This is a genomic window from Delftia acidovorans NBRC 14950 (assembly GCF_001598795.1).
Classification (GTDB): domain Bacteria; phylum Pseudomonadota; class Gammaproteobacteria; order Burkholderiales; family Burkholderiaceae_C; genus Comamonas; species Comamonas acidovorans.
This window is the reverse complement of the sequence record NZ_BCZP01000004.1, coordinates 42,372-68,626: the sequence shown is the minus strand read 5'-3', so window position 1 is coordinate 68,626 and position 26,255 is coordinate 42,372. Positions and strand designations below refer to the sequence as shown.

Sequence of the window (26,255 nt, the reverse complement as noted above, 5' to 3'; positions counted from 1 at the left end):
CTGCGGCTGTGTCCAAGCCAAGCACGGCGGTCAGGTGCCGTCGGGCAGCAGCTGGTTTTCCCAGCCGGTCAGCCGCTCGATGGCCCGGGCCACCTGCAGGAGGCGGGCCTCGTCGAAGTAGCGTCCCACCACCTGCACGGCCAGCGGCAGGCCTTGCGGTGACAGGCCCACCGGCACGCTGATGGCCGGGTGCCCGGTCACGTTGAAGGCATGGGTCTGCACCGGCCAGTGGCGGAAATGCGGCATGGGGTCGAAGCGCGGCGCCGTATCCAGGGTGATGGCGGTCAGCAGCACGTCGCAGCGGTCCAGGGCCGCGTCCACGCGGGCCGCCAGCATGCGGCGCACGCGCAGGGCGTTCAGGTAGTCCTCCGAGGACACGGTGGCGCCCAGCAGCAGCCGCGCCGCCGTGAGCTCGCCATAGTCCAGCGGGCGCGAGCGCAGGTCCTGCGCATGGATGGTGAACATCTCGGCACTGAGGATGACGCGGCCGGCCGCCAGGAACTGCTGGCTGTGGGGCAGGCTCACGTGGATGGGACGGGCGCCGGCCTCGGCCAGCAGGGCGGCCGTGCGATCGAAGGCCGAAAGGAACGTGGGCGATGCCTGGGGCGACGACTGGAAGTGGTCCTGCGGCACGCCGATGGTCAGGCCCTTCACGCCCTGCTCAAGCCCCGTGCAGTAGTCGTCCACGGGTTCGGTGGAGCTGGCCGGGTCCAGCGGGTCGTGCCCGGCCAGCACCTGCAGCGCGATGGCCGCATCCTCCACGCTGCGCGACAGCGGGCCGCAGTGGTCCAGCGTCCAGGCCAGCGGAAACACGCCGTGCTTGGAGACGCGGCCGTAGGTGGGTTTCAGCCCCACGGCGCCGCACCAGGCGGCCGGTATGAGGATGGAGCCGCCCGTGCAGGTGCCCAGGGCCAGCCGTGTGAAGCCCGCCGCAATGGCGGCGCCCGAGCCCGACGACGATCCGCCCGGGATATGGGCCAGGTCCCAGGGGTTGCGGGCCGCGGGAAACGGCAGGTCGGGGCTGGGCGCGCCGATGGCGAACTCGTGCGTGGCCAGCTTGCCCAGGATGATGGCGCCGGCATCGCGCAGGCGCCGCACCGGCGTGGAATCCTCCTCGGGCACATAGTCCAGGCTCAGCCAGGACTGGCAGGTGGTCGGCAGGCCGGCCACGTCGTAGACGTCCTTGATGGCCACGGGAATGCCATGGAGCAGCGGCAGGTCGGCGCTTTCGGCGCGTGCCATGTCTGCGCTGCGCGCAGCCTCCATGGCACCGCTGGCATCGAGATTGGTGAAGGCATGGATGTCGATGTCCATGGCGCGGATGCGTCCCAGCGCCGCCCGGGCCAGCATCTCAGAGGTGGTCTTGCCGGCGCGCAGCGCGCTGGCCATCTGCCGTATGGAAAGTTCAGGACTGCCGCGCATGGTTGCTCTGACGGGAAATGGTGGTGTGGATGTGCGAGGGACCCGCCTCATGCGCCAGTTCGTTGACGAGGCCGCGGTGCTCCATCAGCAACTGGTGCTCCGCCAGGATGGGTCCCAGCCGCTCGAAGGGGATGTCGATGCCGTGCTTTTTCAGCGCATTGAGCAATTCGTGCAGCGCATTGACATCGGGCCCTGCCAGTTTCTGCGGCGAAGGGGGTATTTCAGATTTTCGCGATGCCGGCATCACTGACCACCTTTCTCCATTTTCTGGCGTCGTCGGATACGAATGCCTTGGTGCTGTCCACGGATTTCCAAAGGGGAATGCTGCCAAGCTCCATGAATTTGCGCTGCACCTTTTCATCGGCCAGGATATTTTTCATCTGTGCATTGATGGCGTTCACTATCGCGGCCGGCGTGCCCTTGGGTGCCATGAGCACATTCCATGAGGTCTCGTTGAAATTGCCGAGCCGGGCCGGGCTTTGCTCGCTGAGCGTCTGCCAGTCGGGCATGAGGGGCGAGCGCTCGCGCGTGGCCACGCCCACGCGATTGACCTTGCCCTGGTTCACATACTGCTTGGCCGTGATCAGCAGGTCGAAGGCGATATCGACCTGGCCGCTGACCAGGTCGGCCATCATGGGCGCGGCGCCCTGGTAGGGGATGTGCAGCATGCGCATGTCGGCGGCCAGACTCAGGGCCTCGGCCGCCATGTGGCCCGCGCTGCCATAGCCCGGCGTTGCATAGGTCAGCTTGCCGGGGCTGCGCCGCGCCAGCTCGATCAGGTCCTGCACCGACGACAGCTGCAGGCCCGGGCGTGTGATGAGCACCAGGGGACTGTCGTTGATGGTGGAGATGGCTTCCAGGTCGTTGGCCACGTCATACCCGGCCTGCGTGTACAGCGCGCCCGAGATGGTCTGGGCCGTGGTGCAGATCAGCAGCGTATATCCATCGGGACTGGCCTTGGAGACCTGGCGCGCGCCGATGTTGCCCGAGGCGCCAGGGCGGTTTTCCACCACCACGTTGACGCGCAGGCGTTGTGCAAGCTCCTTGGCGATGATGCGCCCCACGACATCAGTGCCACCGCCTGCCGGGAAAGGTACAACCAGCGTGATCTGCCGGTCTGGCCAGGCCGCATGAACCAGGCTGGCAGCGACCAGGAAAATACCTCCGAGAAACAGGCTGAGGATTCTTTTCATGGGCTTGATTCATGTGGTTGCGGGGGGTGAGGATGCATGCCCTGTGCAGATCCGGGCCGACACGCCGGGATGCATCTCACGATGGATCCGGTAACTGCAGCCAAGGCCAAGGCAGGCAAAAAAATAATGAATTTGTTAAAACTATTGAAACATTGAGTGCCATAGTTTTACATCATGAAGGATGGGGTGCAAGGCCTGCGGATGCGCAATGTAGGGGTGTTGCGTCCATGCTGCAGAGGCCGGTTCCGGAAGGCAGTGGCGCGTGCGCACATCCGGACATGGGGCAGGGAAGGGGCAGGCAAGACAAAGGTTGCACCGGCAGCGGTGCCGGCGCAACTGCTGGGCGGCCCGGGCTCAGGAAACGCGCAGCGCCTGTTCCTGCAGCAGGCGCTTGAGCACCTTGCCGTTGGGGCTGGTGGGCAGCTCGGCCAGGGGCACGATGCGGGCGGGCAGCTTGTAGGGCGCCAGCCGTTCGCGCAGGTGGGAGCGCGCTGCGGCGCTGTCCAGCGTGGCGCCGGGCTGCAGCTCGACAAAGGCGATGACCTCTTCGTTGCCATCGCTCTCGGGCCGCCCGACCACGGCGCTGCGCTGCACGCCGGGCAGCTCGTTGAGCGCCAGTTCCACCTCGGCCGGATAGACGTTGAAGCCCGAGCGGATGATCATTTCCTTGAGCCGCCCCACCACGAAGAGTGCGCCGTCGGCATGCAGCTCGCCCAGGTCGCCGCTGGCGTACCAGCCGCCCTCGCGCATCACGCTGGCCGTGGCCTGGTCATCGCGGAAGTAGCCGTGCATCAGGCCGCGCCCGCGTATCCACAGCTCGCCGCGCTCGCCCACCGGCAGGCTGCGGCCCGTGGCCGGGTCCACGGCGCGCACTTCCGCGCCTTCCACCACGTAGCCCGCGCTGGTGTCGGGCCGCTGCTCGCCCTGGCGCGTGAGGTGGACCGACCCTGCGTATTCCGACAGGCCGTAGCCATGGTGCAGCGCCTGGCCGAAGGCGGCCTCCACGCGCTTTTTCAGCGTCAGGTCCAGCGGGCCTGCGCCGGTATAGACATAGCGCAGCGCAGGCGCCTGCGGGTGGGCAATGCCTTGCTCCTGCAGATAGGCCAGCAGGCGCGCGTACAGCGCAGGCGGCCCCTGCAACTGGGAGATGCCGTGGCGGGCCAGCGCATCCAGAAGATCGGCGGGGTCGAACTGCGGGCGCATCACCATCTGCGCGCCCGCATACAGCGAGGCCAGCAGCACCGTGCCCAGACCGAAGATGTGGGTCATGGGCACGAAGGCATAGCTGCGGTCCTGCGGACCCAGGCCGCGCGATGCGGCCGAGACGCGAGCGAACAGCGTCAGCGCGTCATGCCCCACCATCACGCCCTTGGGCGTGCCCGTGGTGCCCGAGGTGAAGATCAGCGCCGCCACCTCGTCCTGCAGCGCACCGGATTCGGCCACCGCCTGCGCGCGCACCGGGCTGTGCTGCATGCCGGCCAGGGCCGAGTCGCCTGCGCCAAAGCGCCGCGCGTGGCCGCTGGCGCTGTCCGATGCGGCCGAGGTGAAATACACCACGCGCGCATCGGCCTTGGCCGCAAAGGCATCGATCTCGCCGGGCGCCATGCGCGCGTTCACGCCGCAGGACCAGGCGCCCACGCGGCTGCAGGCCAGGATCAGCGCCGCATGCTCGGGGCAGTTCTCGGCCACGACCAGCACGCGGTCGCCGGGCCGCACCTGCAGCGCGCGCAGCTCGGCCTCGGCCGTGTCCGCCAGCGCGCCCAGATCGGCAAAGCTCAGGCTGCTGCCGTCGGGCAGGTGGATGAAGGGACGCTGCGGCGCTTCGGCCAGCCAGCGGTCCAGCAGATGGTGTATTCGTTGATTCATGGATGCCATGGCATGGCCTTTGCAAAATGGTGCGGCCCCACTCAGAGACACCGAGGAAGGGCCTACGCCGGCCGCGCCGCCCCGCACCGAGGGTGTCGTCCCCCTTTCAGGGGGAAGGCGCGAAGCGACTCAGGGGGTGTCAGTCCACCACGATTCCTTGCGTGACGGTGGCCCACATCGCGCGCTCCTTGGCACCGCGCTCGGCCAGTTTCTGGGGGGCGCCGGTCCACTCTTCGTAGCCCAGTTCCTTGAGGCGCTTGCGCAGCTCCGGCTGGGCCAGGGCGGCGTTGATGGACTTGTTCAGGCGGGCCACGAGTTCAGGCGACATGCCCTTGGGGCCGTAGACGCCATACCAGCCGCCCACGTCGAAGCCCTTGAGGCCTTCGATGCCGGACTCGGCAAAGGTGGGCACATCGGGCAGCGAGGCATTGCGCTGCGGCGAGGTCACGGCCACGGCGCGCACCTTGCCGCTCTGGATGTAGGTGCTGGCGGTGCTGATGATGTCCAGCATCATGCTCAGCTGGCCGCCGATCACGTCGGTCATGGCCGGTGCGTTGCCCTTGTAGGGGATGTGGTTCATCTCGATGCCGCTGCGCCGCGCGAACAGCAGCGCGCCCAGGTGGTTGGAGCCGCCCACGCCGGCCGAGCCGTAGTTGAGCTTTTGCGGATGGGCCTTGGCATAGGCCACGAGTTCGGCCGTGGTCTTGTAGGGCTCGTTGTTGTTGACCACCAGCACGTTGTAGTAGCTGAGCACGGGCGCCACGGGCGTGAGGTCACGGGCCGGGTCGAAGGACATCTTGCTCATCACGTTGGGGCTGATGGTGATGGTGGGGCTGGCCGCGAACCACAGCGTGAGGCCATCGGGCTTGGCGCGCACGACCTCGCTGCCGGCCATGGTGGCGTTGGCGCCGGGCTTGTTCTCCACCACCACCGAGGCGCCCAGCTCCTTGGTCAGCGCCACGCTGAGCAGGCGGGCGCCCTGGTCCACGGGGCCACCGGCCGAGTAGCCCACGATGAGGCGCACGGGCTGCGCGTCCTGCGCGGCGGCGGGGAGGGCGCTCAGGGTGGCCAGGGCGGTCACCAGGGACGCCAGAAGCGGGGCATAGGCCAGGGTGGCCAGGGCCTTGCGGCGGTGTTGGGCGGGCATGTGCATGTCTCCTGCAAAAAATGAATGAAGCGCTGCCGTGGCCTGCACGGCGGCGCGCCCGGTCTGCGCCGGACATGCAGGCAATGGTGCGCACGCCGGCGCTTCTTGGGAATCTGCTTTTGCCTAAGCCGGGGTTTGCCGGCTGTTAGGACGTCCTAGGAAGACAGGTCCGCGCCCGCCTGCCAGCTGGGTGCGGCGGTGACGATGGCCTCGCGCAGGAACTGCTGGAAGGCGCGGGCCGCCATGGTGGGCTGGCGGTCGGGCATGCGCACCAGGTACATGGCATTGCCCAGGCCGGAGAACACCACCTGGTCCAGCACGGCCACCAGGGTGCCGCCGGCCAGCGCGGCCGAGGTCACGTAGTCGGGCAGCAGGGCCAGGCCCAGGCCGTCCAGCACGGCGTCGTACAGAAGGCGGTAGTCGCCCGATTGCAGCGAGGGCAGCACATCGAGGGCAGCGGCGACGCCATCGTCGCCGCTGCCGGTCAGCCAGGCCAGCCTGCCGCCCATGGCCAGCGGCAGGATGAGGCGGGCCTGCAGCAGGTCGGCAGGCGCGCGCAGTGGCCGGCCCAGCGACTGCTCCAGCGCCTGCAGGCAGGCGGGTGTGGCGACGAAGTTCCAGCGCACATCGCACAGCCGCGTGGCCACCAGATCGTCCAGCGGCGCGGAGGTGATCTGCACCGCCAGATCGACCTTGGAGGCCACGAGGTCGGCCATCTGGTCGTTGATCAGCAGGCGCAGGCGGATGTCGGGATGCTCGCGGCAAAAGCCCAGGATCAGGGGCTTGAGATAGAAATGCCCGAAGCCGGTGGGCACGCGCACGCCCACCTCGCCGCTCACGGTGGAGCGCAGCTGGTGGATGGCATCGCGGGCGCGCTGCAGCTCCTCCATCATGGCCAGGCAGCGCCGGTACAGCAGCTGGCCGGCCTGGGTGAGCTCCACATTGCGCGTGGTGCGGCGCAGCAGCTGCGTGCCCATCTCGGTCTCCAGCGCACGCAGCCGGCGCGAGACGTTGGAGCGCGTCATGCCGCCGCGCTCGGCCGCCCGCGTGAGGCTCTTGGCCTCGGCGATGTCGATGAAGACGCGGCACAGGTTCAGGTCCATCTCGGCATTCTTTGCAGGGCCGGGGCCGGCCATTGTTGATCGGGAGTCACCAGGCCTGGCCTGCTGGCGAGGATTGTGGCGCCTGCCCTGCCTCCCTAGCATGGAGGAAACCATGGCGAAAGGCCGCAGACCGTGAACCAAGAAGCTTTGCAAACCGCGCCGCCGGCGCCCCTGGCGCACTACCGTGTGCTCGATCTGAGCCAGGGCGTGGCCGGCCCCTACTGCACCCACCTGCTGTCGCGCCAGGGCGCCGAGGTGATCAAGGTCGATCCGCCCGAAGGCGACTGGGCGCGCCACGTGGGCATCTCGCGCGATGGGCACAGCAGCCTGTCGGCCACCTACAACGCGGGCAAGCGCAGCATTGCCGTCGATGCGCGCCAGGCCCAGGGGCGCGCGCTGCTGCTGCGGCTGGCGCGCGAGGCCGACATCGTGGTGCAGAACTTCCGCCCCCAGGTCGTGCAGCGCATGGGCGTGGACTACGACAGCATGCGCGCGGCCGGCCTGGACCCGGTGTACGTCTCCATCAGCGGCTACGGACCCACGGGGCCGTATGCGGACCGGCCCGCCACCGACTCCGTCATGCAGGCGGACACGGGCTTGATGACCAGCAACCGCGACGCGCAGGGCCAGCCCCAGCGCGTGGGTCTGCTGCTGGCCGACATCGCAGCCGGCGTCTACGCCGCACAGGCCTGCACGGCGGCCCTGCTGGGCAAGGCGCGCAGCGGGCGCGGGCGCCATGTGGAGCTGAACCTGTTCGAGGTCTGCTGCGCCCTGCAATCCACGGTGCTGGCCGAAGACACGCTGCGCGGCGGCCTGCCCGCCGAAGGCGTGAGCGCCCCCAACGGCGTGTTCGCCACGGCCGATGGCTTCATCACCGTGCTGGCCCTGAACAACGACCAGTTCGAGCGGCTGTGCCGCGCGCTGGACCTGCCGCACTGGCTGCAGGACGCGCGCTTTGCCACCAATGCGGGCCGCATGGCCCACCGCCATGTGCTGCATGCCGGGCTGCAGGCCTTGCTGGCGCAGCAGCCGCGCGCCCACTGGGAGCAGCGCCTGGCAGCGCAGGGCGCCCTGCATGCGGGCGTGCGCACGCTGGCCGACGTGGTGGCGCACCCCCAGGCCGTGCACCGCGCATCGTTCGCCACGCTGGCGCAGCCCGGGTTCGGGCCGCTGCTGTATGCGGCATCACCCTGGCCGGCAGACGCAGCAGCCTGCGGTGCATCCCTTGGCGCCGCGCCGCGCACGGGCGAGCACACGCGCCAGATCCTGGCCGAGGCCGGCTGCACGCCGCAGGAGATCGATCAACTGATAGACAGTGAGGTTGTGCGCCAGTGCGCGGCGGAGGAAATGGCATGAGCGCCCCGGCATCCCCATCCCCGCACTCCCGCATGCAGGCCCTGGTCTGCAATCAATTCGGCGCGCCGCACGAGGTGGTCAGCCTGCAGTCCATGGACCGGCCCGGCCAGCCCCTGGGCGCGCACCAGGCGCGGATTGCCGTGGCCTACGCCAACGTCAGCCACGCCACGGGCCTACTGATCGAGGGCCGCTACCAGCGGCGCCCGCCGCTGCCCTTCGTGCCCGGCACCGAAGGCGTGGGGCGCGTGCTGGAATGCGGCAGCGCGGTGCAGCACCTGCAGCCCGGCGATGCCGTGGCCTTCATTGCCGACTGGGGTGCCTTTGCGCAGGAAACGGTGGTGCATGCATCCACCGTCTACCGCCTGCCTGCGGGCATGCCCTGGCTGCAGGCCCTGCCCATTCCCCTGTCCTACGGCACGGCCTACACGGCCCTGCACTGGCGCGCGCGCCTGCAGGAAGGCGATGTGGTGCTGGTGCTGGGCGCCGGTTCGGGCGTGGGCGCCGCGGCGGTGGAAGTGGCCCGGCAGACGCCCGGCGTGCAGGTCATCGCCTGCGCCAGCACCGAGGCCAAGCGCGCCGATGCGCTGCGCCGCGGCGCGCACCAGGCAGTCACCCCGCAGGACCTGGCCGCCCAGGTCAAGCAGGCCACGCAGGGCCGGGGCGCCTCCCTGGTCTTCGACCCCGTGGGGGGCGATCTCTTGCTGCAGGCACTGCGCGCCGCTGCGCAGAACGCGCAGCTGCTGAGCGTGGGCTTCGCCAGCGGCGCCATTCCCGCCGTGCCCATGAACCTGGCCCTGGTCAAGAACCTCACGCTGCACGGCTTCTTCTACGGCCGCTACATCGGCTGGACGCCGGCCGACGAACGCCAGGCCTTCGCGGCGCAGCTGCAGCCCGTCATTGCCACGCTGCTCGACTGGGCGGCCCGGGGATGCATCCATCCCCAGGTCAGCCAGGTCTTCGCCATGCATGAACTGCCGGCTGCGCTGGATGCGCTGCACGGCCGCAACGTGACCGGCAAGCTCGCACTCGCCATTCAAGGAGACAAGGTATGACAACGCAACGCACAGGCCCCGCGCTTTCCCGCCGCACCCTGCTGGGCGCCGCGGCGGCGCTGGCCGCATGGAGAACCGCAGGCGCGCAGCCATCCGCCGGGGCTCAGGGCTATCCCAAGGCGCCCATCCGCGTCGTCGTGCCCTATCCACCCGGCGGGCCTACCGACGTGGTCGGGCGCGTGGTCACCACGCGGCTGGGCGAGGCGCTGGGCCAGCCCCTGGTGGTGGACAACAAGGCCGGCGCCAGCGGCATGGTCGGCGCGGCCCTGGTGGCCAAGGCGCCGGCCGACGGCTACACGCTGCTGGTCAATGCCTCCATCCACGTCATCAATCCCTACGTCTATGCCAGCGCGCCCTATGACGCCTTCCGCGATTTCGAGCCGGTCACGCAGCTGGTCGATGTCCCGCTGGTGCTGGTCGTGGGCAGCCAGCTTCCGGTGCGCAATGTGCAGGAGCTGATCGCCTGGGCCAAGGCCCATCCCGGGCAGGTGAACTTCGGCTCGGCCGGCAATGCCTCGTCCCAGCACCTGTCGGGCGAGCTGTTCCGCCTGAAGACCGGCGCGCAGATGCAGCATGTGCCCTACAAGGGCAGCTCGCCGGCCCTGACCGACCTGATGGGCGGGCAGATCCAGCTCATGTTCGACTCCATGCCCTCGGCCATGCCCTTCATCGCCTCGGGCCGGCTGCGCGCGCTGGCCGTCACCTCGGCCAGTCGCTCGCCCTCCCTGCCCGATGTGCCCACCATGGAAGAGGCCGGCATGCCGGGCTTTCGCACCAGCACCTGGTACGGACTGTGGGCGCCGAAGAACACGCCCCAGGACGTGGTGCAGAAACTGTGGACCGAGTCCCGCCGCGTGCTTGCCGAACCCCAGATCGCAGCGCAATACCGCCGCCTGGGCGCCGAGCCCGTCGGCTCCACGCCCGCCGAGTTCGCGCGCTACATCCAGGCAGAGGCCCGCAAGTGGGAAGAGATCGTGAAGGCTTCGGGGGCGCGGGCGGATTGAGGCGGAAAGCTCACACCCGCTCGAACACCGCCGCAATCCCCTGGCCGCCGCCGATGCACATGGTCTCCAGCCCATAGCGGCCCTTGCGGCGCTCCAGCTCGTGCAGCAGGGTGGCCAGGATGCGCACGCCGGTGGCGCCTATGGGGTGGCCCAGGGAGATGCCGGAGCCGTTGACGTTGAGCTTGTGGTCTATGGCGCCCTGGTCGTTCCACTCCCAGCCCTTGAGCACGGACAGCACCTGGCAGGCAAAGGCTTCGTTGAGTTCGACCAGGTCCATCTGGTCCAGCGTGAGGTTCAGGCGCGCCAGCAGTTTCTTGACGGCGGGCACGGGGCCTATGCCCATGTGCGAGGGCTCGCAGCCTGCGGCGGCCCAGCCCACCAGGGTGGCCATGGGGGTGAGGCCCAGTTCGGCCAGCCGGTCCTCGGCCACGATCAGGCAGGCGGCGCTGGCGTCGTTCTGCTGGCTGGCGTTGCCGGCCGTGACCGTTCCATTGGGCATGAGCACGCGCAGCTTGCCCATGCTGTCGGTGGTGGCGTCGGCGCGAAAGCCTTCGTCGCGCGTGAACAGCACGGGGTCGCCCTTGCGCTGGGGCACCTTGACGGGGACGATCTCGTCGGCGAAGCGGCCCGCCTCCCAGGCAGCGGCGGCGCGCTGGTGGCTGCGCACGGCGTAGGCGTCGGCTGCCTCGCGGCTGATGCCGTAGTCGCGCGCCAGGTTCTCGGCGGTCTCGATCATTCCCGAGATCTTGCCGAAGCGCTCCACGGGCTGGGAGCGCTCGCGGCCGCGGTCCAGGCGGTCGTAGAAGCGCACATTGCCCGAGCGCGCACCCCAGCGCATGTCGGTGCTGTAGTACTCGATGTTGCTCATGCTCTCCACGCCGCCTGCGATCACCACGTCGGCGGCGCCGCTTTGCACCATCATGGCCGCCGTGGCCACTGCCTGCAGGCCGCCGCCGCAGCGCCGGTCCAGCTGCATGCCCGGCACCGTCACCGGCAGGCCGGCCTGCAGCGCGGCCCAGCGGCCCACGCAGGGCGTCTCGCTGCTGGCGTAGGACTGGGCGAAGACCACGTCGTCGATGCGTGCGGGGTCGATGCCGCTTTTCTCGACCACGGCGCGCACCGTGGTGGCGGCCAGCTCCTCGACCGATACCGGCCGCAGGCTGCCGCCGAAGGTGCCCACGGGCGTGCGAAGGGGGGTGACGATGGCGGCTCTGCGCATGGCGTTGTCTCCTTGGGAATCAGTGGATCAGTGGATCAGGAAAAGGCTGCGCCGCATTGGCGCAGCAGGGTATGTGCCTGTTGTTCCAGGTCGGCGCGGTGCTCCGGTGCCGCGATGTCGATCAGCCGTTTCACGCGGCGCGACAGCGTCTGGCCGCGCAGGTCGGCCACGCCGTGTTCGGTGACGATGAGGCCGGCATCGCTGCGCGGCGTGCTGACGGGGCCGGACAGCCGCGCAACGATGCGCGTGGCCCCCCTGGCCGTGGCGGGCAGGGCGATGATGGGCAGGCCGCCGCGGCTGCGTGCCGCGCCGCGCAGAAAGTCCACGGCGCCGCCCACGGCGCCCACGTAGACGCCGCCCGCCACCTCGGAGTTGATCTGGCCCGTGAGGTCCACTTCCACCGCCGAATTGATGGCGGCCAGCCTGTGGCTGGCGGCCAGCACCTCGGGGTCGTGCGTGTAGCGCGTCTCGCGCAGCTGCAGGGCGGGGTTGCGGTGTGCCCAGCGCCTGAGCGATTCGCCTCCCATGAGGATGCCGCCAATGCCCACGCCGCGGTCCTGGCTCTTGCGCGCGTGGGTCAGCACGCCGGCTTCGGCCAGGGCTGCAATGCCGTCGCCCACGGCGCCGCTGTGCAGGCCCAGGTCGCGGTGGCCGTGCAGGGCGGCGAGCACGGCCTCGGGCAGGTTGCCCACGCCCACCTGCAGCGTGGCGCCGTCTTCGATGAGGGCGGCCACATGGCCGGCAATGGCCTGTTCGGCAGGGCCGGGCGCGCTGCGCGCCTGGTCCAGCGGAGGGTGTTCGGCATCGACCAGCAGGGCGAAGTCGCCGGCCTGCAGGTGCAGGCTGCCGTGCGTCCACGGAATGGCGGGGTTGACTTCGCCGATCAGCACGCGCGCCTTGCGTATGGCGGCCGGCAGGTATTCATGGACCAGGCCCAGGCTGTAGCGGCCTTGTGCATCGGGTGGCGAGACCTGGAGCAGCACCACGTCGGCAGGCAGCAGGCCCTCGTCGATCAGGCCGGGCAGGTGGGAGTAGTGGCTGGGCAGGATGTCGAGCACGCCGGCCTGGGCCAGCGCGCGGTGGGGGCCGCCGGCCGCGTAGCCGAAGAAGTCGATGGCGTCGGCATGCGCCGGTTGCAGCGTGTCCGATGCGCCCATGCCCACGAAGACGCGCAGCCGGCCCTGGCCACCGTGCCGGGCCAGTGCATGGCGGTGCGCGACCACGGCGCGCGTGAGCGTCAGCGGCTCGGCCGTGGCCTGGCCCCACCACAGGGTGTCGCCGGGGCGGATCAGGGCCTGCAGCCTTTCTTGCAGGGCGTCCGGCGACAGCACGCTCATGGCGCGCGGTCCCAGTCGAAGCGCGTGGGCTGCTTGTCCTTGAAGCGCTGCACCGCCTCCTGGTGGTAGTCCGAGCCACGGCACATCGTCTGGGCATAGGCCTCCAGCTCGGCCATGGCGCGTGCGTCCAGCTCGAAGGCCTGGTTCATGGCCGTCTTGGCCATGCCGATGGCGGCCGTGGATGCCTCGCCGAAGCGCCGCGCCAGCGCCACGGCGGCGGCCTGCAGGGCCTCGCCGTCTTCCACGATCTCGTAGACCATGCCCAGCGACCTGGCTTCCTCGGCCTGCACGGTGCGCGCGGTGAAGACCAGCTCCTTGGCCTTTTGCAGGCCCACGATGCGCGGCAGCATGTGCATGGCGCCCAGGTCGGGCACCAGGCCGATGCGGCCGAACACGGCGCAGAACTTCGCGCGCCGCGTGCACAGCACGAAGTCGGCGGCCAGCGCCAGGCTCAGGCCCGCGCCGAAGGCCGGGCCGTCCACGGCGGCGATCACGGGCTTTTCGAGGTTGACCAGCTCGGGGAACCACTGGTGCAGGCTGCGCATGCGCTGGCGCCAGGGCAGGCCGGCCTGGCTGGCATCCATCATCTGGCTGATGTCGCCGCCCGAGCAGAAAGCGCCGCCCGCGCCCGTGAGGATGACGGTGTGCACCTGCGCGTCATCGCGCATCTGCGCCACGGCGGCGGCCAGGGCCGGGCGCATGGCCTGGTTGAGCGCGTTGCGGGCCTCGGGCCGGTTCAGCGTGATCGTGCCTATGCCGTCCTGGACGGAGGTCAATACGGGGGAGGTTTCAGGTGATGTAGTCATGGTGCCGAGGTTGGATTCTTTGAGATCAAAAGCTGGAATGTCTTGCTTGCTCCTATGCGCACCTTTGACGAGGCGTCCAAATCGGCATGTCCCAAGCCAGGGACACCGAGCAAGGGCCTGGGCCGGCCGCGCCGCCCCGCAGCGAGGGTGTCGTCCCCCTCCCGCGAAGCGAGAGAGGGGGAAGGCGCACAGCGACTCAGGGGGTGATCCATTCAAGCGAGTTCGGCGTAGCCGTGGCTCAGAACGACCTTGTCACGTTCGAGCACGCGGGCGCGCAACTGCCGCTGGCAGGGCTGGTCGGGCGTGCGCCAGATCTCGGTGACCAGGGTTTCGCCGGGATAGACGGGCGAGGTGAAGCGCACATCCAGCGCCTTCAGGCGCGCGGGATTGCGGTCGCCGCATTGGCGCAGCACGGCATGGGCCACCAGGCCGTAGCTGGCCAGGCCATGCAGGATGGGCCGCTCGAAACCGGCCTTGCGCGCCACGGCCGGGTCGGCATGCAGCGGGTTGTAGTCGCCCATCAGGCGGTACAGCAACGCGGCCTCGGGGCGTATGGCCTGGGTGTCGGTGAAGTCGGGAGCGCGGTCCTCCGGCGTGGGGCGCAGCGGCGCCAGGGGCGCGTCGCTGGGCTGGCCGCCGTCCAGCAGGCTGTAGCCGCCATCGCCGCGCAGAAAGCTGACCTGCTGCACGGTGGCCAGCAGCTCGCCCCCGGCGGTCTCCAGGCGCCGCTCGGTGACCATGATGGCGCCCTTGCCCTCACCCTTGTCCGTCAGGTGCGTGATGCGGTTGTGGCCCACCACGTCGGCGCTGGCCGGCAGCGGGCGGTGCAGCCGCATGCGCTGCTCGCCATGCAGCAGCTTCACCCAGTCGATGCCCGTATCGGCGTCGCGCGCCCAGAAGCCCGGATAGCCCAGCACCACGGCCTGCGAGGGCAGGGCGCGCAGCCCGCCGGGCGCCCCTTCGTAGAAAAAGGGCAGGGCCGCATCCGACAGCGGGTCGCTGCCCAGGCCCAGGCTCAATGCATAGAGCATGGTGTCGCGCTCGCCATAGTGCTGGCGCACGGGCTCGAAGGGGCGCTGTTTCAGGTGCTGGTAACTGATGGCCATGAATCAGCTCCGGTCAGATCGGGTCCCAGCTGAAGACATCTGCCGAGCGGTCCAGGGGGACGAACGATGCCTTGAGCGCAGGCATGCCGTGCTCGGCAATGAACTGGGGAGACCAGCCCTCGCTGCGGTGCACCGAGCGCAGCGGGCGCGGCTGGCTCATGACGAAGATCTCGTTGTTGCGCACGGCGAAGACCTGGGCGTTCACGTCGCGGGCCGCGTCGGACAGCAGGTAGACGGCCAGCGGGGCGATCTTGTTGGGCGTCATCTGCTGGATCTTGGCCACGCGCGCCTGCTGCTCGGGCGTGTCGGTGGGGATGGAGCCGATCATGCGGCTCCAGGCGAACGGCGCGATGCAGTTGGAACGCACGTTGAACTTCTGCATGTCCAGCGCAATGGACTTGGACAGGGCCGTCAGCCCCAGCTTGGCCGCGCTGTAGTTGGCCTGGCCCAGGTTGCCGATCAGGCCCGAGGTCGAGGTCATGTGCACGAAGGCGCCGCTTTCCTGCTCCTTGAAATGGTTGGCGGCCGCGCGGCTCATGTAGTAGCTGCCGTACAGGTGGACCTTGATGACGGCGTCCCACTCGTCCAGGCTCATCTTGTGGAAGAACCGGTCGCGCAGGATGCCGGCGTTGTTGACCACGCCGTCGATGCGGCCGAAGCTGTCCACGGCGCACTGCACGATGCGGCCCGCGCTGGCGGCCTCGGCCACGCTGTCGGTGTTGGCCACGGCCTGGCCGCCTGCAGCCTTGATCTCATCGACCACCTTCTGCGCCGGGCCGGCGTCCGTGCCCTCGCCCGTGGTGGAGGTGCCGATGTCGTTGACCACCACCTTGGCGCCCTCGGCCGCCATGGCCAGCGCCATGTCGCGCCCGATGCCGCCGCCGGCACCCGTCACCACCACTACCTTGTCCTGCATCATTTTCTGCGCCATGGCCTGTCGTCCCCGTTCAGTGTTCGTTGGAAAGAAGTCGGGACCAAGGATGCCGGCAAACGCCGGGCTGCGCCATTCGCCAATCACAAGGGCGGACTTCGCGGGAATGAAAGCAGGGGCGGACAGGCCGCGCCGGCCCAGCCTTCAGCGCGGCCAAAGGCTTGCTTAAGAAAACGCGGATTGCGGGCCGCCGCGCTTGCACCGACCATGGCGGCCATGACAGACAAGCAAGCTACCGACACCCTCGACGCCGCCGCGCTGGCGCACCTTCAGTCCTGGCAGGGCCGCAGCGAAACCCTGGCAGACAGCATCACGGCCGCGCCCGTGGCCGCGCTGTCGGCCACGCTGGACAGGGAAGACCCTGAGCCCACCGACGGCACGGCGCTGCCGCCGCTGTGGCACTGGATGTACTTCCTGCCCCATGCACGCCAAAGCGAGATCGGCCCCGACGGCCACCCGCGCCGTGGCGGCTTTCTGCCGCCCGTGCCGCTGCCGCGCCGCATGTGGGCCGGCGGGCGCCTGCGCTGGGAGGCAGGCAACGCGCTGCAGGTGGGCCAGAAGGTGCAGCGCCGCTCCACCATCGGCTCGGTCAGCCACAAGAGCGGCCGCTCGGGCGAGCTGCTGTTCGTGCTGGTCGAGCATGCCTACAGCAACGACCAGGGCCTGGCGCTGACCGAGGAGCACGACATCGTCTACCGCGCCGCTGCCCAGCCCGGCGATCCCGCGCCCACGCCCCAGAAGCCGCCGCTGGACGGCCAGCAAGCCTGGTCGCGCACCATCGTTCCCGACGACGTGCTGCTGTTCCGCTACTCGGCCCTGACCTTCAACGGCCACCGCATCCACTACGACCGCCGCTACGTCACGGGTGTCGAAGGCTATCCGGGCCTGATCGTGCACGGCCCGCTGATCGCCACCCTGCTGCTGGACCTGCTGCGCCGCGAGCTGCCCCAGGCGCGCGTGCTGTCCTTCGAGTTCAAGGCCGTGCGCCCCACCTTCGACCTGCATGCCTTCAGCGTGCACGGCAAGCCTTCTGCGGACGGCAAGACCGTCGAACTCTGGGCGCAAGACCACGAGGGCTGGCTGACCATGACCGGAAAAGCCACCCTGGCCTGAGACCCCTGAACACCGAGCCTTGAGACCACCATGATCGAACACACGCTTTCCAACAATTTCCCCGAAATCCGCGACGCCATCCGTGCGCTGTGCGCCGAGTTCCCTGACGAGTATTTCCGCAAGATCGACGAGCAGCGCGCCTATCCCGAGACCTTCGTGGACGCGCTGACCAAGGCCGGCTGGCTGGCCGCGCTGATCCCGCAGGAGTACGGTGGCTCGGGCCTGGGCCTGACCGAGGCCAGCGTGATCATGGAAGAGATCAACCGCTGCGGCGGCAACTCGGGCGCCTGCCATGGCCAGATGTACAACATGGGCACGCTGCTGCGCCACGGCTCGCAGGCGCAAAAGGAGAAATACCTGCCGCGCATCGCCTCGGGCGAATGGCGCCTGCAGTCCATGGGCGTGACCGAGCCCACCACGGGCACGGACACCACCAAGATCAAGACCAGCGCCGTCAAGAAGGATGGCCGCTACGTGGTCAACGGCCAGAAGGTCTGGATCAGCCGCGTGCAGCACAGCGACTGGATGATCCTGCTGGCGCGCACCACGCCGCTGGCCGACGTGAAGAAAAAGAGCGAGGGCATGTCCATCTTCATGGTGGACCTGGCCGAGGCGCAAAAGAGCGGCCTGACCGTGCGCCCCATCCCCAACATGGTCAACCACGAGACCAACGAGCTGTTCTTCGAGAACCTGGAAATCCCCGAGGAGAACCTGATCGGCGAGGAAGGCAAGGGCTTCAAGTACATCCTCGACGGCCTCAACGCCGAGCGCACGCTGATTGCGGCCGAATGCATTGGCGACGGCTACTGGTTCCTGGACCGCGTGACCAACTATGTGCGCGACCGCAACGTGTTCGGCCGCCCCATCGGCCAGAACCAGGGCGTGCAGTTCCCCATTGCCGATGCCTTCATCGAGGTCGAGGCCGCCAACCTCATGCGCTGGAAGGCCTGCGAGATGTTCGACGCCAACCAGGCCATGGGCGCCCAGGCCAACATGGCCAAGTACCTAGCGGCCAAGGCCAGCTGGGAGGCGGCCAATGCCTGCATCCAGTTCCACGGCGGCTTCGGCTTTGCCTGCGAATACGACGTGGAGCGCAAGTTCCGCGAGACGCGCCTGTACCAGGTGGCGCCGATCTCCACGAACCTGATCTATTCCTACGTGGCCGAGCACATCCTCGGTCTCCCCCGCTCGTTCTGAAATGAAGTACCCCCTGAGTCGCTACGCGCCTTCCCCCAAAGGGGGACGACACCCTCGGGGCGGGGCGGCCCTTCCTCGGTGTCCCTGGCCTTGGGCCGTGCCAGTTGCACAGGCGGCGCCAAAGTGCAATGGATTTCCAAGATGAAAAAGCAAAGTCTTCGGCCGCTTGACGGCACCACCGTCGTCTCGCTGGAACATGCGGTGGCCGCACCGTTTTGCACGCGCCAGCTGGCCGACCTGGGCGCGCGCGTGATCAAGGTCGAGCGGCCCGGCAGCGGCGACTTTGCGCGCGGCTATGACCAGCGCGTGCAGGGCCAGTCCTCGCACTTCACCTGGATCAACCGCAGCAAGCAGAGCCTGGCGCTGGACCTCAAGCAGGACGAGGCCATGCAGGCGCTGCTGCAGCTGCTGGAGGGTGCCGACGTGCTGGTGCAGAACCTGGCGCCCGGCGCGGCCGCGCGCATGGGCCTGTCCTATGCGGCGCTGCGCCAGCGCTTTCCGCGCCTCATCGTCTGCGACATCAGCGGCTACGGCGCAGACGGCCCCTACCGCGACAAGAAGGCCTACGACCTGCTGATCCAGAGCGAGGCGGGCTTTCTCTCGGTCACGGGCACGCCCGAGGTGCCGTCCAAGGCCGGCATCTCGGTGGCCGACATCGCGGCCGGAATGTACGCCTACACCAACATCCTGTCGGCCCTGCTGCTGCGCGGGCGCACGGGCGAGGGCAGCCACATCGACGTGTCCATGCTGGAGGCGCTGGGCGAGTGGATGGGTTACCCCATGTACTACGCCTTCGACGGCGCGCCGCCGCCGCCACGCACCGGCGCCTCGCATGCCAGCATCTATCCCTACGGGCCGTTTGAGGCCGGTGACGGGGGGACGGTGATGCTGGGCCTGCAAAACGAACGCGAGTGGAAGCTCTTTTGCGAACAGGTGCTGCTGCAGCCCGCGTTGGCTGCAGACGCGCGCTTCGACAGCAATGCGCGCCGCAACGCCAACCGCGAGGAGCTGCGTGCGCTGATCCTGGGCGTGTTCAACGCGCTGGATGCCGCCCAGGTGGTGCAGCGGCTGGATGCGGCCGGCATTGCCAATGCGCGCGTCAACGACATGGCCGGCCTGTGGGCCCATCCCCAGCTGGCCGCACGCCAGCGCTGGTGCAGCGTGGACACGCCGGCCGGTCCGGTGCAGGCGCTGCTGCCTCCCGGTGCCAACAGCGCCTTCGACTACCGCATGGAGGCCGTGCCCGCCGTGGGCGAGCACAGCGCCGCCATCCTGGCCGAGCTGGGCTGGAGCGCCGAGCGCATCAGTGCCCTGTGCCCGCCCCCGGGAAAAACCGCCCCCTGAAACCAGGGCGCATGCCCAAGAATGCGCCGGAGACCCAACCCATGAAAAACGACACCCAAGTGAGCATCCATCCGCTGGCCCAATTCGCTGCCTCGCTGCGCTGGGACGACGTTCCCGCCGCCGTTCAGCAGCGCGCCGAAGACCTCTGGGTGGACTGGTTCGGCTCCGTGCTCGCAGGCCAGGGCGCGCGCCCCGTGCAGAGCATCACGCGCTTTGCGCTGTCCCAGGGACCAGCGCAGGGGCCTAGCGAGATCCTGGGCAGTGCCGACACCACCTCGCCCATGATGGCGGCCCTGGCCAATGCCGCGGCCTCGCATGTGGCCGAGCAGGACGATGTGCACAACGGCTCGGTCTTCCACCCCGCCGCCGTGGTTTTCCCGCCCGCGCTGGCCGTGGCACAGAGCATCGGCGCCAGCGGCGCCGAACTCATGGCCGCCTGCGTGGCCGGCTATGAGGTCGGCATCCGCGTGGGCGAGTTCCTGGGCCGCAGCCACTACCGCATCTTCCACACCACGGCCACGGCCGGCACCCTGGCCGCCGCGGCCGCCGTGGGCCGGCTGCTGGGCCTCACGCCCGCGCAGATGCAGCATGCCTTCGGCTCGGCGGGCACGCAGTCGGCAGGGCTGTGGGAGTTCCTGCGCACGGGCGCCGACAGCAAGCAGCTGCACACGGCGCATGCGGCCGCTGCGGGCCTGATGTCGGCCTACCTGGCCCGGGACGGATTCACCGGTGCGCAGGACATCTTCACCGGACCGCAGGGCCTGGCGGCAGGCATGTCCACGGACGCCGATCCCACGCGCCTCACGGATGGCATAGGCACGCGCTGGGCCACGGCCGAGACCTCGTTCAAATGGCATGCCTCCTGCCGCCACACGCACCCGGCCGCCGACGCGCTGCTGCAGGTCATGCAGGACCACGGCCTGGCCCCCGCCGACCTGGCGCAGGTCACCTGCCACGTGCACCAGGGCGCCATCGACGTGCTGGGCCCCGTGGTCGATCCCGGCACGGTGCACCAGAGCAAGTTCTCCATGGGCACGGTGCTGGCGCTGGCCGCGCGCCACGGCCATGCGGGCCTGGACGAGTTCGACAACGAATACCTGGCTGCCACCACCGTGGCCCTGCGCGAGAAGGTGGGCATGGTGCTGGACCCTGAGGTCGATGCCGCCTACCCGCAGCGCTGGATCGGCAAGGTCACCGTGCTCACCACCGATGGCCGCACGCTGCACGGCCGTGTCGAGGAGCCCAAGGGCGATCCGGGCAACACGCTGTCGCGCGAGGAGATCACGGCCAAGGCGCTGCGACTGATCGCCTATGGCGGTGCCCTGCAGGACGACCCCGCCCAGGCCGCCGTAGCGCGGCTGTGGCAGATCGCGCACTGGCCGCGCGTGCAGCGCCTGCTTGACTGAGTTTTTGACTGAGTTTTCGCGCCGGCCCCGGCCGGCGAATCCATGGGAAAGGCGCCACCACAGAGCGCCTCCCGCTTCCACCAAAGTGCACAGGAGACAAACCATGCAACGCACCACTTCTTTCCGCCGCCGCCTCGTTTACGCAGCGGCCGCCGCCTGCGCCCTTGCCGCCGGCGGGACGACCACCGGCGCCCTGGCCGCGGCCTGGCCCGAGAAGCCCGTCGTCCTCGTCGTGCCCTACAGCGCTGGCGGCCCCACCGATGTGGTGGCGCGCCTGCTGGCCGTGCCCATGGGCCAGGTGCTGGGCCAGAGCGTGCTGGTCGAGAACACCGTGGGTGCGGGCGGCACCATTGCGCCCAACCGCGTGGCCAAGGCCAAGGCCGACGGCTACACCATCCTCATCCACCACATGGGCATGGCCACGGCACCTGCGCTGTACAAGAAGCTGCCCTATGACCCGCTCAAGGACTTCGAGTACATCGGCCAGGTGCTGGACGTGCCCATGACCCTGCTGTCGCGCAAGGACTTCCCGGCCAACAACTTTGCCGAGCTGCTGGACTACGTGAAGAAGAACCAGGAGAAGGTCTCGCTGGCCAATGCCGGCATCGGCGCCGTCTCCCAGCTGTGCGGCATGCTGTTCATGCACCAGGCGGGCGTCAAGCTCACCACCGTGCCCTACAAGGGCGCAGGCCCGGCCATGAACGACCTCATGGGCGGCCAGGTGGACCTGCTGTGCGACCAGACCACGCAGACCGTGCCCGTGATCAAGGACGGCCAGCGCGCCAAGGTCTTCGGCGTGACCACGCCCAAGCGCCTGTCCTCGCTGCCCGACATCCCCACGCTGGACGAGCAGGGCCTCAAGGGCTTCGACGTCAAGGTCTGGCACGGCATGTACGCGCCCAAGGGCACGCCCAAGGACGTGGTCATGGCCATCAACAAGGCGCTGAACGTGGCCATCAAGGACGAGAACGTCAAAAAGCGCATCGCCGAACTCAGCTCCGACCTGGTCACGCCCGACAAGGCCACGCCGGAAGGCCTGCGCACCCACCTGCAGGCCGAGGTGGCGCGCTGGGACAAGGTCATCAAGGCCGCAGGCGTCTCGGCCGAATAAACCGCTCTCCCAAGGACATCCGCATGCACGATCTGGCGCGACAGGCCACTTCCTTTCTCTTCGTCCCCGCCACGCGGCCCGAGCGCCTGGGCAAGGCCCTGGACAGCGGCGCCGACATGGTCATCGCCGACTGGGAGGACGCCGTGGCCCCGGCCGACAAGGACGGCGCCCGCCAGGCGCTGGCCCAGGCCGTGGGTGCGCTGGAAGGCCCGGCCCGTGCCCGCCTGCTGGTGCGCATCAACGCCGAAGGCACGCCCTGGCATGCGGATGACCTGCGCGCGCTGGCGCAGCTGGTGGAGCAGGGCGTGGCCGGCGCCATGGTCTCCAAGGCCGAGCGCGCCCAGACCCTGCATGCGGTGGCCCAGGCTGCGGGCGCACGGGCAGCCGTGCTGCCCCTCATCGAAAGCGTGGCCGGCCTGGACGCGGCCGACGCACTGGCTGCCGCGCCCCAGGTGGTGCGCCTGGCCTTCGGCCACCTGGACTTCCAGGTCGATGCGGGCATGGCCTGCGACCAGGGCGAGGAAGAACTGCTGCCCATGCGCATGGCCCTGGTCCTGGCCTCGCGCCGCGCCGCCATTGGCGCGGCCGTGGACGGCGTGACGGTGGACACGCGCAACCCCGAGCGGCTGGCCCAGGACGCGGCACGCGCGCGGCGCATGGGCTTTGGCGGCAAGCTGTGCATCCACCCGGCCCAGGTCCAGCCCCTGCACGCCGTCTTCGACCCCGATGCAGCGGCCGTGGCCCACGCGCAGCGCCTGCGCCAGGCCCTGGCCGAGGCCGGAGGCGGCGTCTGCGTGCTGGACGGCCGCATGGTCGATGCGCCCGTGCTCAAGCAGGCCGAACAGGTGCTGCTGCGCCATGCCTGGGCGCAACAGAGATCTGCAGCACGATCTTGATCAAAATGAGACTGAAAGACCGTTTTGCACTCAGAGTTTTCTGATTATGGTGCAAAAAGTCCAATGATTTCCCTGATGGTGAATCCATCTGCCTCGAATACGCTTGGCCAACTCGATTGATTTCGAGACGGCGGTTTCTTGATCCGGTATCTCCACCCATGGAGGCACCCAGCCAAAGGAGCGTGTGATGGCAGTGATCTCGGGGACGGCATCGAACAGCGGATTCAACGGCCAATTGAATGACCGACTGAACAACCGACTTAACAACCGATTGAATCGGCGCCAGGCGCTGGCCCTGGCGGCCGGCGCCGCGGCGGCAGGGCCCGCCAGCGTGCTGGCGCAGGCCGGCTTTGCCACACGGCCCGTGCGCATCGTCGTGCCCTTTGCGGCGGGCGGCGCCACCGACGTGATTGCGCGCATCCTGGGCGAGCGCATGGCCCAGCAGCTGGGCCAGACCGTGGTGGTGGACAACAAGCCCGGCGCGGCCGGACTGATCGGCGGCGAGATGGTGGTCCGCTCCGCGCCCGACGGGCTCACCCTGCTGCTGGGCACCACCTCCACCATGCTCACCAACAAATACCTCTACAAGAAGACCGCCTACGACCCGCTGACCGACCTCACGCCCCTGTCGCGCGTGTGCATGGCGCCCATCGCCCTGGTGGTCACGGCCGACGTGCCCGCCACCAACCTGCGCGAATTCATGGCCTGGGCCCAGGCCAACGCGGGCAAGCTCTCGTATGGCTCCTACGGCATAGGCTCGCACGGCCACCTGGCCTGCGCCGTGCTCAGCGACATGGCCGGTGCCGGCATGGCGCATGCGGCCTACCGGGGCGAGGCGCTGATGGTGCAGGACATGCTGGGCGGGCGCATCCCCATCGGCATGGGCAGCCTGCTCACGCTCAAGCCCTACATCGATGCAGGCAAGCTGCGCGCCCTGGCCGTCACCGGCACGCGCCGCGTGCCCCTGCTGCCCGAGGTGCCCACCTTTGCCGAGGCCGGCTACCGCCACGAGGCCATGGAACTGTCCGGCTGGCTGGCCATCGCCGGCCCCAGTGGCCTGCCGGCCGACCTCACGCGGCAATGGGGCGAGATCTCCAACCGCGCCGTGGCCAGCCGCGAAGGCACGGCCCGCATCATCGCCGCCGGCTTCGTGCCCGTGGATGACGACACGCCCCAGCGCTTCGGCAAGGCCTGGGCGCAGGAGGCTCCGGTCTGGGGGCGGCTGCTGCAGTCGGCGGGGGTGCAACCCGGTTGATGGCGCACAGCGGCCTTGGTTGCCCAAGGCTGCACTCATGCCCTGTGCTGTAATCGCCCCTCCTCAGGCGGCCCCGGTGGTGCAATGCCATGACGGGACAGCCCGTGGTTTCTCAAACATTCAAGAGAGGGTATTACCGTGAGTGCATTGGTCATCAAGGCCTGGAAGGCCAGCGAGCAACCCATAGACGACAAGGGCAACCACATTGCCATCACAGGCCGCGAAGGCGGCCTGGTCGCCTGGATCCTGTCCAAGGTCAACATCGATCCCACCACCACCATCCGCGTGGGCAGCGAGCGCCTGGAGTTCAGCAGCGCCTCGCTGTCGGGCACCCAGTCGCGCCTGATCCCGCTGCAGGGCATCTGCTCCACCTACTACGGCTATCACAAACCCTGGAAGACGGCGCTGGGCATCGGTGCCCTGTCGCTGTTCATGGGCGGGTCCATGATGGCCCAGAGCTTCTTTGCAGGCCTGGTGGTCATGCTGATCGGCTGGGGCATCGCCGCCGTCATCTACTTCCTGAACCGCACCCTGACGCTGGGCTTCATCGAGAACAGCGGCGTAGTCAACGGCATCCAGTTCAAGCGCTCGGTGATCGAGAACATCGACATCACCCAGGAACAGGCACGGCAGGTCTGCGAACTGATGCAAAAGCTGATCGAGGCCAAGGAAAAGCGGCTCTGACGACGCGGCGGCACGCAAGTGCCGTCCGGCGCCATCCGGCGCCGCGTGTGCCCTACGCTCAGGCCTGTGCCGGGCTGCGCGCCATCAGCTTGAAGGTGCCGGTGGCCAGGGCCACCAGGGTGCCGTCCTCGGAACGCACTTCGCCGCGCGCGAAGCTGATGGAGCGGCCGCGCCGCTCGCAGTGGGCGGTGGCGATGAGATCGCCGCTGCCGGCCGAGACGTAGTGCAGCGTGAGATCGATGGTGGCCACGCCGAAGGCCGTGGGGTCATGCGAGCGGCAGGCCGAGGCCAGGGCGCAGTCCAGCAGCGAGGCGATGGCGCCGCCGTGCACGTCGCCGCGGCTATTGGCCTGATCCGGTTGAAAGCCCATGCGGATCTGGGCGCGGTCCTCGCCGATGCGTTCACCGCTGAGCTTCATGGCGCGGGCCATGGGCATGGGCAGGCCGAAGAGGATGCCGGGCGCCTCGCCTTCGAAGGGGTTGGCCGGGTGGTCTTTGATGGGTGTATTCATGGACATGATCATCGCATTGGGCGCGGCGCTCGAGACTGGCGTGTACCGACTCCAGGGCACCGAGGAAGGGCCTACGCCGGCCGCGCCGCCCCGCACCGAGGGTGCCGCCGGTTGCCCGGATGCCCCCCTCCCGCGAAGCGAGAGAGGGCGCCGTGCACACGGGGGAAGCGGCGCAGCCGCTCAGGGGGTGACTTTCAATCCACCCGTGCACCTGTCGATTTGACGACAGTGGCCCAGCGCGTGATTTCCTTGTCGATATGCGCCTGCAGCGCCTCGGGCGTGGAGCCCACGGGCTCGTAGCCGCCGGCGGCCAGCTGGGCCTGCAGCGCGGGCTGGCGCAGGGCGGAGGCGATCTCGCGGCTCAGGCGCTGGGTGGCTTCGGCGGGCGTGCCGGCCGGCGCGATGACGGCGTACCAGCCGGTCACGTCGAAGCCTGCGATGCCCTGCTCCTGGATGGTGGCCACCTCGGGCGCCAGCGCCGAGCGCTGCGGGCTGGTGACGGCCAGCGCATGCATGCGCCCGCTGCGGATGTGGGGCATGGAGGTGGAGATGCTGTCGAAGGTCAGGTCGATGTCGCCGGCCAGCATGGCGTTGACCACGCCCGCGCTGCCCTTGTAGGGCACATGGGTCATGCGCACGCCTGCCATGGAACCGAAGTACTCGGCCGCAAGATGCCCCGTGTTGCCGTTGCCCGCCGAGCCGAAGGTGAGCTTGCCGGGGTTGGCCTTGGCGGCCTGGATGAGTTCCTGGATGTTCTTTGCCGGCAGCTTGCTGCTGGCCGCAACCACCATGGGCAGGTTGGCCACCAAAGACACGGGCGCGAAGTCGCGGCGGGTGTCGTAGGGCAGCTTGGGATAGAGGCTGTCGTTGATGGCATGGGCGGCCAGCACCATGAGCACGGTGTAGCCATCGGGCCTGGCGCGCGCCACGTATTGCGAGGCCAGCGTGCCGCCCGCACCGGGCTTGTATTCCAGCACCACGGGCTGGCCCAGCTGCTGCTGCAGTTGCACGGCCAGCGGGCGGCCCAGCAGGTCGGCACTGCCGGCGGGTGGATAGGGAATGACCAGCTGTATGGGCTTGGCAGGCCAGGCCTCGGCAGCATGGGCGGCCGGGGCCAGCAGGGCGCAGGTCGCCAGGGCCAGGCAGGACAGCAGGCGGCGGCGCGGGAGTGGGTGCATGGGCATGGACATGGGCAT

General features: G+C 69.2%; 24 protein-coding genes. 11 read left to right on the top strand and 13 right to left on the bottom strand.

The features are described from left to right. Nucleotides 1–30 precede the first annotated feature (30 nt). From DA1_RS06440 to DA1_RS06415, 6 genes are all read right to left on the bottom strand, one after another. Nucleotides 31–1,422 (bottom strand): amidase, encoded by a 1,392-nt coding sequence (locus DA1_RS06440; RefSeq protein ID WP_034397664.1) that lies wholly within the window; start codon nt 1,420–1,422, stop codon nt 31–33. Beyond that, nucleotides 1,406–1,666: a hypothetical protein gene (locus tag DA1_RS06435; RefSeq protein WP_013800077.1), complete on the bottom strand. Its 261-nt coding sequence runs from the start codon at nt 1,664–1,666 to the stop codon at nt 1,406–1,408. Before DA1_RS06435 ends, DA1_RS06440 begins: the two co-directional genes overlap by 17 nt. After that, entirely contained in the window at nt 1,644–2,615 is a 972-nt protein-coding gene (locus tag DA1_RS06430) for a tripartite tricarboxylate transporter substrate binding protein (RefSeq protein WP_034397670.1), read from the bottom strand. Before DA1_RS06430 ends, DA1_RS06435 begins: the two co-directional genes overlap by 23 nt. Nucleotides 2,616–2,969: 354 nt before the next feature. Then, nucleotides 2,970–4,481 carry a class I adenylate-forming enzyme family protein gene (locus tag DA1_RS06425; protein WP_034399048.1) on the bottom strand — a complete coding sequence of 504 codons (1,512 nt, stop codon included), beginning with the start codon at nt 4,479–4,481 and terminating at the stop codon, nt 2,970–2,972. 139 nt (nt 4,482–4,620) lie between these two features. Further along, nucleotides 4,621–5,628, bottom strand: coding sequence for a Bug family tripartite tricarboxylate transporter substrate binding protein (locus DA1_RS06420; protein ID WP_034399051.1), 1,008 nt, complete (start codon nt 5,626–5,628; stop codon nt 4,621–4,623). Nucleotides 5,629–5,783: 155 nt separating this feature from the next. Then, nucleotides 5,784–6,764 (bottom strand): LysR family transcriptional regulator, encoded by a 981-nt coding sequence (locus tag DA1_RS06415; RefSeq protein ID WP_080736983.1) that lies wholly within the window; start codon nt 6,762–6,764, stop codon nt 5,784–5,786. A 99-nt stretch (nt 6,765–6,863) separates the two neighbouring features. Here DA1_RS06415 and DA1_RS06410 point away from each other — a divergent pair, with 99 nt between their 5' ends. From DA1_RS06410 to DA1_RS06400, 3 genes are read left to right on the top strand one after another with little or no spacing between them, the layout of a single operon-like run. Then, nucleotides 6,864–8,087 carry a CaiB/BaiF CoA transferase family protein gene (locus tag DA1_RS06410; protein WP_174549370.1) on the top strand — a complete coding sequence of 408 codons (1,224 nt, stop codon included), beginning with the start codon at nt 6,864–6,866 and terminating at the stop codon, nt 8,085–8,087. 32 nt (nt 8,088–8,119) lie between these two features. Next, the gene (locus tag DA1_RS06405; protein WP_034397673.1) at nt 8,120–9,139 is read left to right on the top strand and encodes an NADPH:quinone oxidoreductase family protein; all 1,020 of its coding nucleotides are present in this window, start codon (nt 8,120–8,122) and stop codon (nt 9,137–9,139) included. Next, nucleotides 9,136–10,143, top strand: coding sequence for a Bug family tripartite tricarboxylate transporter substrate binding protein (locus tag DA1_RS06400; protein WP_034397674.1), 1,008 nt, complete (start codon nt 9,136–9,138; stop codon nt 10,141–10,143). Before DA1_RS06405 ends, DA1_RS06400 begins: the two co-directional genes overlap by 4 nt. A 10-nt stretch (nt 10,144–10,153) precedes the next feature. On the opposite strand, the gene DA1_RS06395 is transcribed toward DA1_RS06400, so the two are convergent. The 5 genes from DA1_RS06395 to DA1_RS06375 form a co-directional block, all read right to left on the bottom strand. After that, nucleotides 10,154–11,362 carry an acetyl-CoA C-acetyltransferase gene (locus DA1_RS06395; protein ID WP_013800084.1) on the bottom strand — a complete coding sequence of 403 codons (1,209 nt, stop codon included), beginning with the start codon at nt 11,360–11,362 and terminating at the stop codon, nt 10,154–10,156. 35 nt (nt 11,363–11,397) lie between these two features. Beyond that, a complete protein-coding gene (locus DA1_RS06390) occupies nt 11,398–12,699 on the bottom strand; it encodes an acetyl-CoA hydrolase/transferase family protein (protein WP_034397677.1) in 1,302 nt (433 codons plus the stop codon). Then, nucleotides 12,696–13,505 (bottom strand): enoyl-CoA hydratase/isomerase family protein, encoded by an 810-nt coding sequence (locus tag DA1_RS06385; RefSeq protein WP_013800086.1) that lies wholly within the window; start codon nt 13,503–13,505, stop codon nt 12,696–12,698. Before DA1_RS06385 ends, DA1_RS06390 begins: the two co-directional genes overlap by 4 nt. Before the next feature lie 212 nt (nt 13,506–13,717). Next, nucleotides 13,718–14,611, bottom strand: a complete 894-nt coding sequence (locus DA1_RS06380; RefSeq protein WP_034397678.1) for a MaoC family dehydratase — start codon at nt 14,609–14,611, stop codon at nt 13,718–13,720. 13 nt (nt 14,612–14,624) lie between these two features. Beyond that, entirely contained in the window at nt 14,625–15,542 is a 918-nt protein-coding gene (locus DA1_RS06375) for an SDR family NAD(P)-dependent oxidoreductase (RefSeq protein WP_013800088.1), read from the bottom strand. Nucleotides 15,543–15,749: 207 nt separating this feature from the next. On the opposite strand from DA1_RS06375, the gene DA1_RS06370 reads away from it, so the two are divergent. The 8 genes from DA1_RS06370 to DA1_RS06335 all read left to right on the top strand — a co-directional run bounded on the left by DA1_RS06370 (nt 15,750) and on the right by DA1_RS06335 (nt 24,548). Continuing rightward, nucleotides 15,750–16,655: an HTD2 family dehydratase gene (locus DA1_RS06370; RefSeq protein WP_034397679.1), complete on the top strand. Its 906-nt coding sequence runs from the start codon at nt 15,750–15,752 to the stop codon at nt 16,653–16,655. Nucleotides 16,656–16,685: 30 nt separating this feature from the next. Beyond that, nucleotides 16,686–17,852, top strand: a complete 1,167-nt coding sequence (locus DA1_RS06365) for an acyl-CoA dehydrogenase family protein (RefSeq protein ID WP_034397680.1) — start codon at nt 16,686–16,688, stop codon at nt 17,850–17,852. A 141-nt stretch (nt 17,853–17,993) separates the two neighbouring features. Continuing rightward, a complete protein-coding gene (locus DA1_RS06360) occupies nt 17,994–19,196 on the top strand; it encodes a CaiB/BaiF CoA transferase family protein (RefSeq protein ID WP_034397681.1) in 1,203 nt (400 codons plus the stop codon). A gap of 41 nt (nt 19,197–19,237) precedes the next feature. After that, nucleotides 19,238–20,602 carry an MmgE/PrpD family protein gene (locus tag DA1_RS06355; RefSeq protein ID WP_012202139.1) on the top strand — a complete coding sequence of 455 codons (1,365 nt, stop codon included), beginning with the start codon at nt 19,238–19,240 and terminating at the stop codon, nt 20,600–20,602. A gap of 103 nt (nt 20,603–20,705) precedes the next feature. Next, entirely contained in the window at nt 20,706–21,713 is a 1,008-nt protein-coding gene (locus tag DA1_RS06350; protein WP_034397683.1) for a tripartite tricarboxylate transporter substrate binding protein BugD, read from the top strand. A gap of 23 nt (nt 21,714–21,736) precedes the next feature. Continuing rightward, nucleotides 21,737–22,609 carry an HpcH/HpaI aldolase/citrate lyase family protein gene (locus DA1_RS06345; RefSeq protein ID WP_034397685.1) on the top strand — a complete coding sequence of 291 codons (873 nt, stop codon included), beginning with the start codon at nt 21,737–21,739 and terminating at the stop codon, nt 22,607–22,609. Nucleotides 22,610–22,796: 187 nt separating this feature from the next. Further along, nucleotides 22,797–23,864, top strand: a complete 1,068-nt coding sequence (locus tag DA1_RS06340; protein WP_034397686.1) for a Bug family tripartite tricarboxylate transporter substrate binding protein — start codon at nt 22,797–22,799, stop codon at nt 23,862–23,864. 138 nt (nt 23,865–24,002) lie between these two features. Further along, nucleotides 24,003–24,548 (top strand): hypothetical protein, encoded by a 546-nt coding sequence (locus DA1_RS06335; protein ID WP_034397687.1) that lies wholly within the window; start codon nt 24,003–24,005, stop codon nt 24,546–24,548. A gap of 58 nt (nt 24,549–24,606) precedes the next feature. Here the strand turns inward: DA1_RS06335 and DA1_RS06330 are convergent, their stop codons facing one another. Together DA1_RS06330 and DA1_RS06325 are read right to left on the bottom strand one after the other, a co-directional pair. After that, complete coding sequence (locus tag DA1_RS06330) at nt 24,607–25,059, bottom strand: PaaI family thioesterase (protein ID WP_034399057.1); 453 nt, start codon at nt 25,057–25,059, stop codon at nt 24,607–24,609. A gap of 194 nt (nt 25,060–25,253) precedes the next feature. Then, on the bottom strand, nt 25,254–26,243 hold the full coding sequence (locus tag DA1_RS06325) for a tripartite tricarboxylate transporter substrate binding protein (RefSeq protein WP_155294355.1): 990 nt from the start codon (nt 26,241–26,243) through the stop codon (nt 25,254–25,256). Between the last annotated feature and the right edge of the window lie 12 nt (nt 26,244–26,255).

Excerpts from the sequence above, each read along its gene's own strand:
- DA1_RS06355 (WP_012202139.1), top strand. The coding sequence starts at position 19,238 with ATGAAAAACGACACCCAAGTGAGCATCCATCCGCTGGCCCAATTCGCT.
- DA1_RS06370 (WP_034397679.1), top strand. The coding sequence starts at position 15,750 with ATGGCGGCCATGACAGACAAGCAAGCTACCGACACCCTCGACGCCGCC.
- DA1_RS06375 (WP_013800088.1), bottom strand. The coding sequence starts at position 15,542 with ATGGCGCAGAAAATGATGCAGGACAAGGTAGTGGTGGTGACGGGTGCC.
- DA1_RS06330 (WP_034399057.1), bottom strand. The coding sequence starts at position 25,059 with ATGAATACACCCATCAAAGACCACCCGGCCAACCCCTTCGAAGGCGAG.
- DA1_RS06395 (WP_013800084.1), bottom strand. The coding sequence starts at position 11,362 with ATGCGCAGAGCCGCCATCGTCACCCCCCTTCGCACGCCCGTGGGCACC.
- DA1_RS06420 (WP_034399051.1), bottom strand. The coding sequence starts at position 5,628 with ATGCCCGCCCAACACCGCCGCAAGGCCCTGGCCACCCTGGCCTATGCC.
- DA1_RS06350 (WP_034397683.1), top strand. The coding sequence starts at position 20,706 with ATGCAACGCACCACTTCTTTCCGCCGCCGCCTCGTTTACGCAGCGGCC.
- DA1_RS06380 (WP_034397678.1), bottom strand. The coding sequence starts at position 14,611 with ATGGCCATCAGTTACCAGCACCTGAAACAGCGCCCCTTCGAGCCCGTG.
- DA1_RS06340 (WP_034397686.1), top strand. The coding sequence starts at position 22,797 with ATGGCAGTGATCTCGGGGACGGCATCGAACAGCGGATTCAACGGCCAA.
- DA1_RS06365 (WP_034397680.1), top strand. The coding sequence starts at position 16,686 with ATGATCGAACACACGCTTTCCAACAATTTCCCCGAAATCCGCGACGCC.
- DA1_RS06425 (WP_034399048.1), bottom strand. The coding sequence starts at position 4,481 with ATGAATCAACGAATACACCATCTGCTGGACCGCTGGCTGGCCGAAGCG.
- DA1_RS06405 (WP_034397673.1), top strand. The coding sequence starts at position 8,120 with ATGCAGGCCCTGGTCTGCAATCAATTCGGCGCGCCGCACGAGGTGGTC.
- DA1_RS06435 (WP_013800077.1), bottom strand. The coding sequence starts at position 1,666 with ATGCCGGCATCGCGAAAATCTGAAATACCCCCTTCGCCGCAGAAACTG.
- DA1_RS06430 (WP_034397670.1), bottom strand. The coding sequence starts at position 2,615 with ATGAAAAGAATCCTCAGCCTGTTTCTCGGAGGTATTTTCCTGGTCGCT.
- DA1_RS06440 (WP_034397664.1), bottom strand. The coding sequence starts at position 1,422 with ATGCGCGGCAGTCCTGAACTTTCCATACGGCAGATGGCCAGCGCGCTG.
- DA1_RS06390 (WP_034397677.1), bottom strand. The coding sequence starts at position 12,699 with ATGAGCGTGCTGTCGCCGGACGCCCTGCAAGAAAGGCTGCAGGCCCTG.
- DA1_RS06325 (WP_155294355.1), bottom strand. The coding sequence starts at position 26,243 with ATGCCCATGCACCCACTCCCGCGCCGCCGCCTGCTGTCCTGCCTGGCC.
- DA1_RS06415 (WP_080736983.1), bottom strand. The coding sequence starts at position 6,764 with ATGGCCGGCCCCGGCCCTGCAAAGAATGCCGAGATGGACCTGAACCTG.
- DA1_RS06345 (WP_034397685.1), top strand. The coding sequence starts at position 21,737 with ATGCACGATCTGGCGCGACAGGCCACTTCCTTTCTCTTCGTCCCCGCC.
- DA1_RS06385 (WP_013800086.1), bottom strand. The coding sequence starts at position 13,505 with ATGACTACATCACCTGAAACCTCCCCCGTATTGACCTCCGTCCAGGAC.
- DA1_RS06400 (WP_034397674.1), top strand. The coding sequence starts at position 9,136 with ATGACAACGCAACGCACAGGCCCCGCGCTTTCCCGCCGCACCCTGCTG.
- DA1_RS06360 (WP_034397681.1), top strand. The coding sequence starts at position 17,994 with ATGAAAAAGCAAAGTCTTCGGCCGCTTGACGGCACCACCGTCGTCTCG.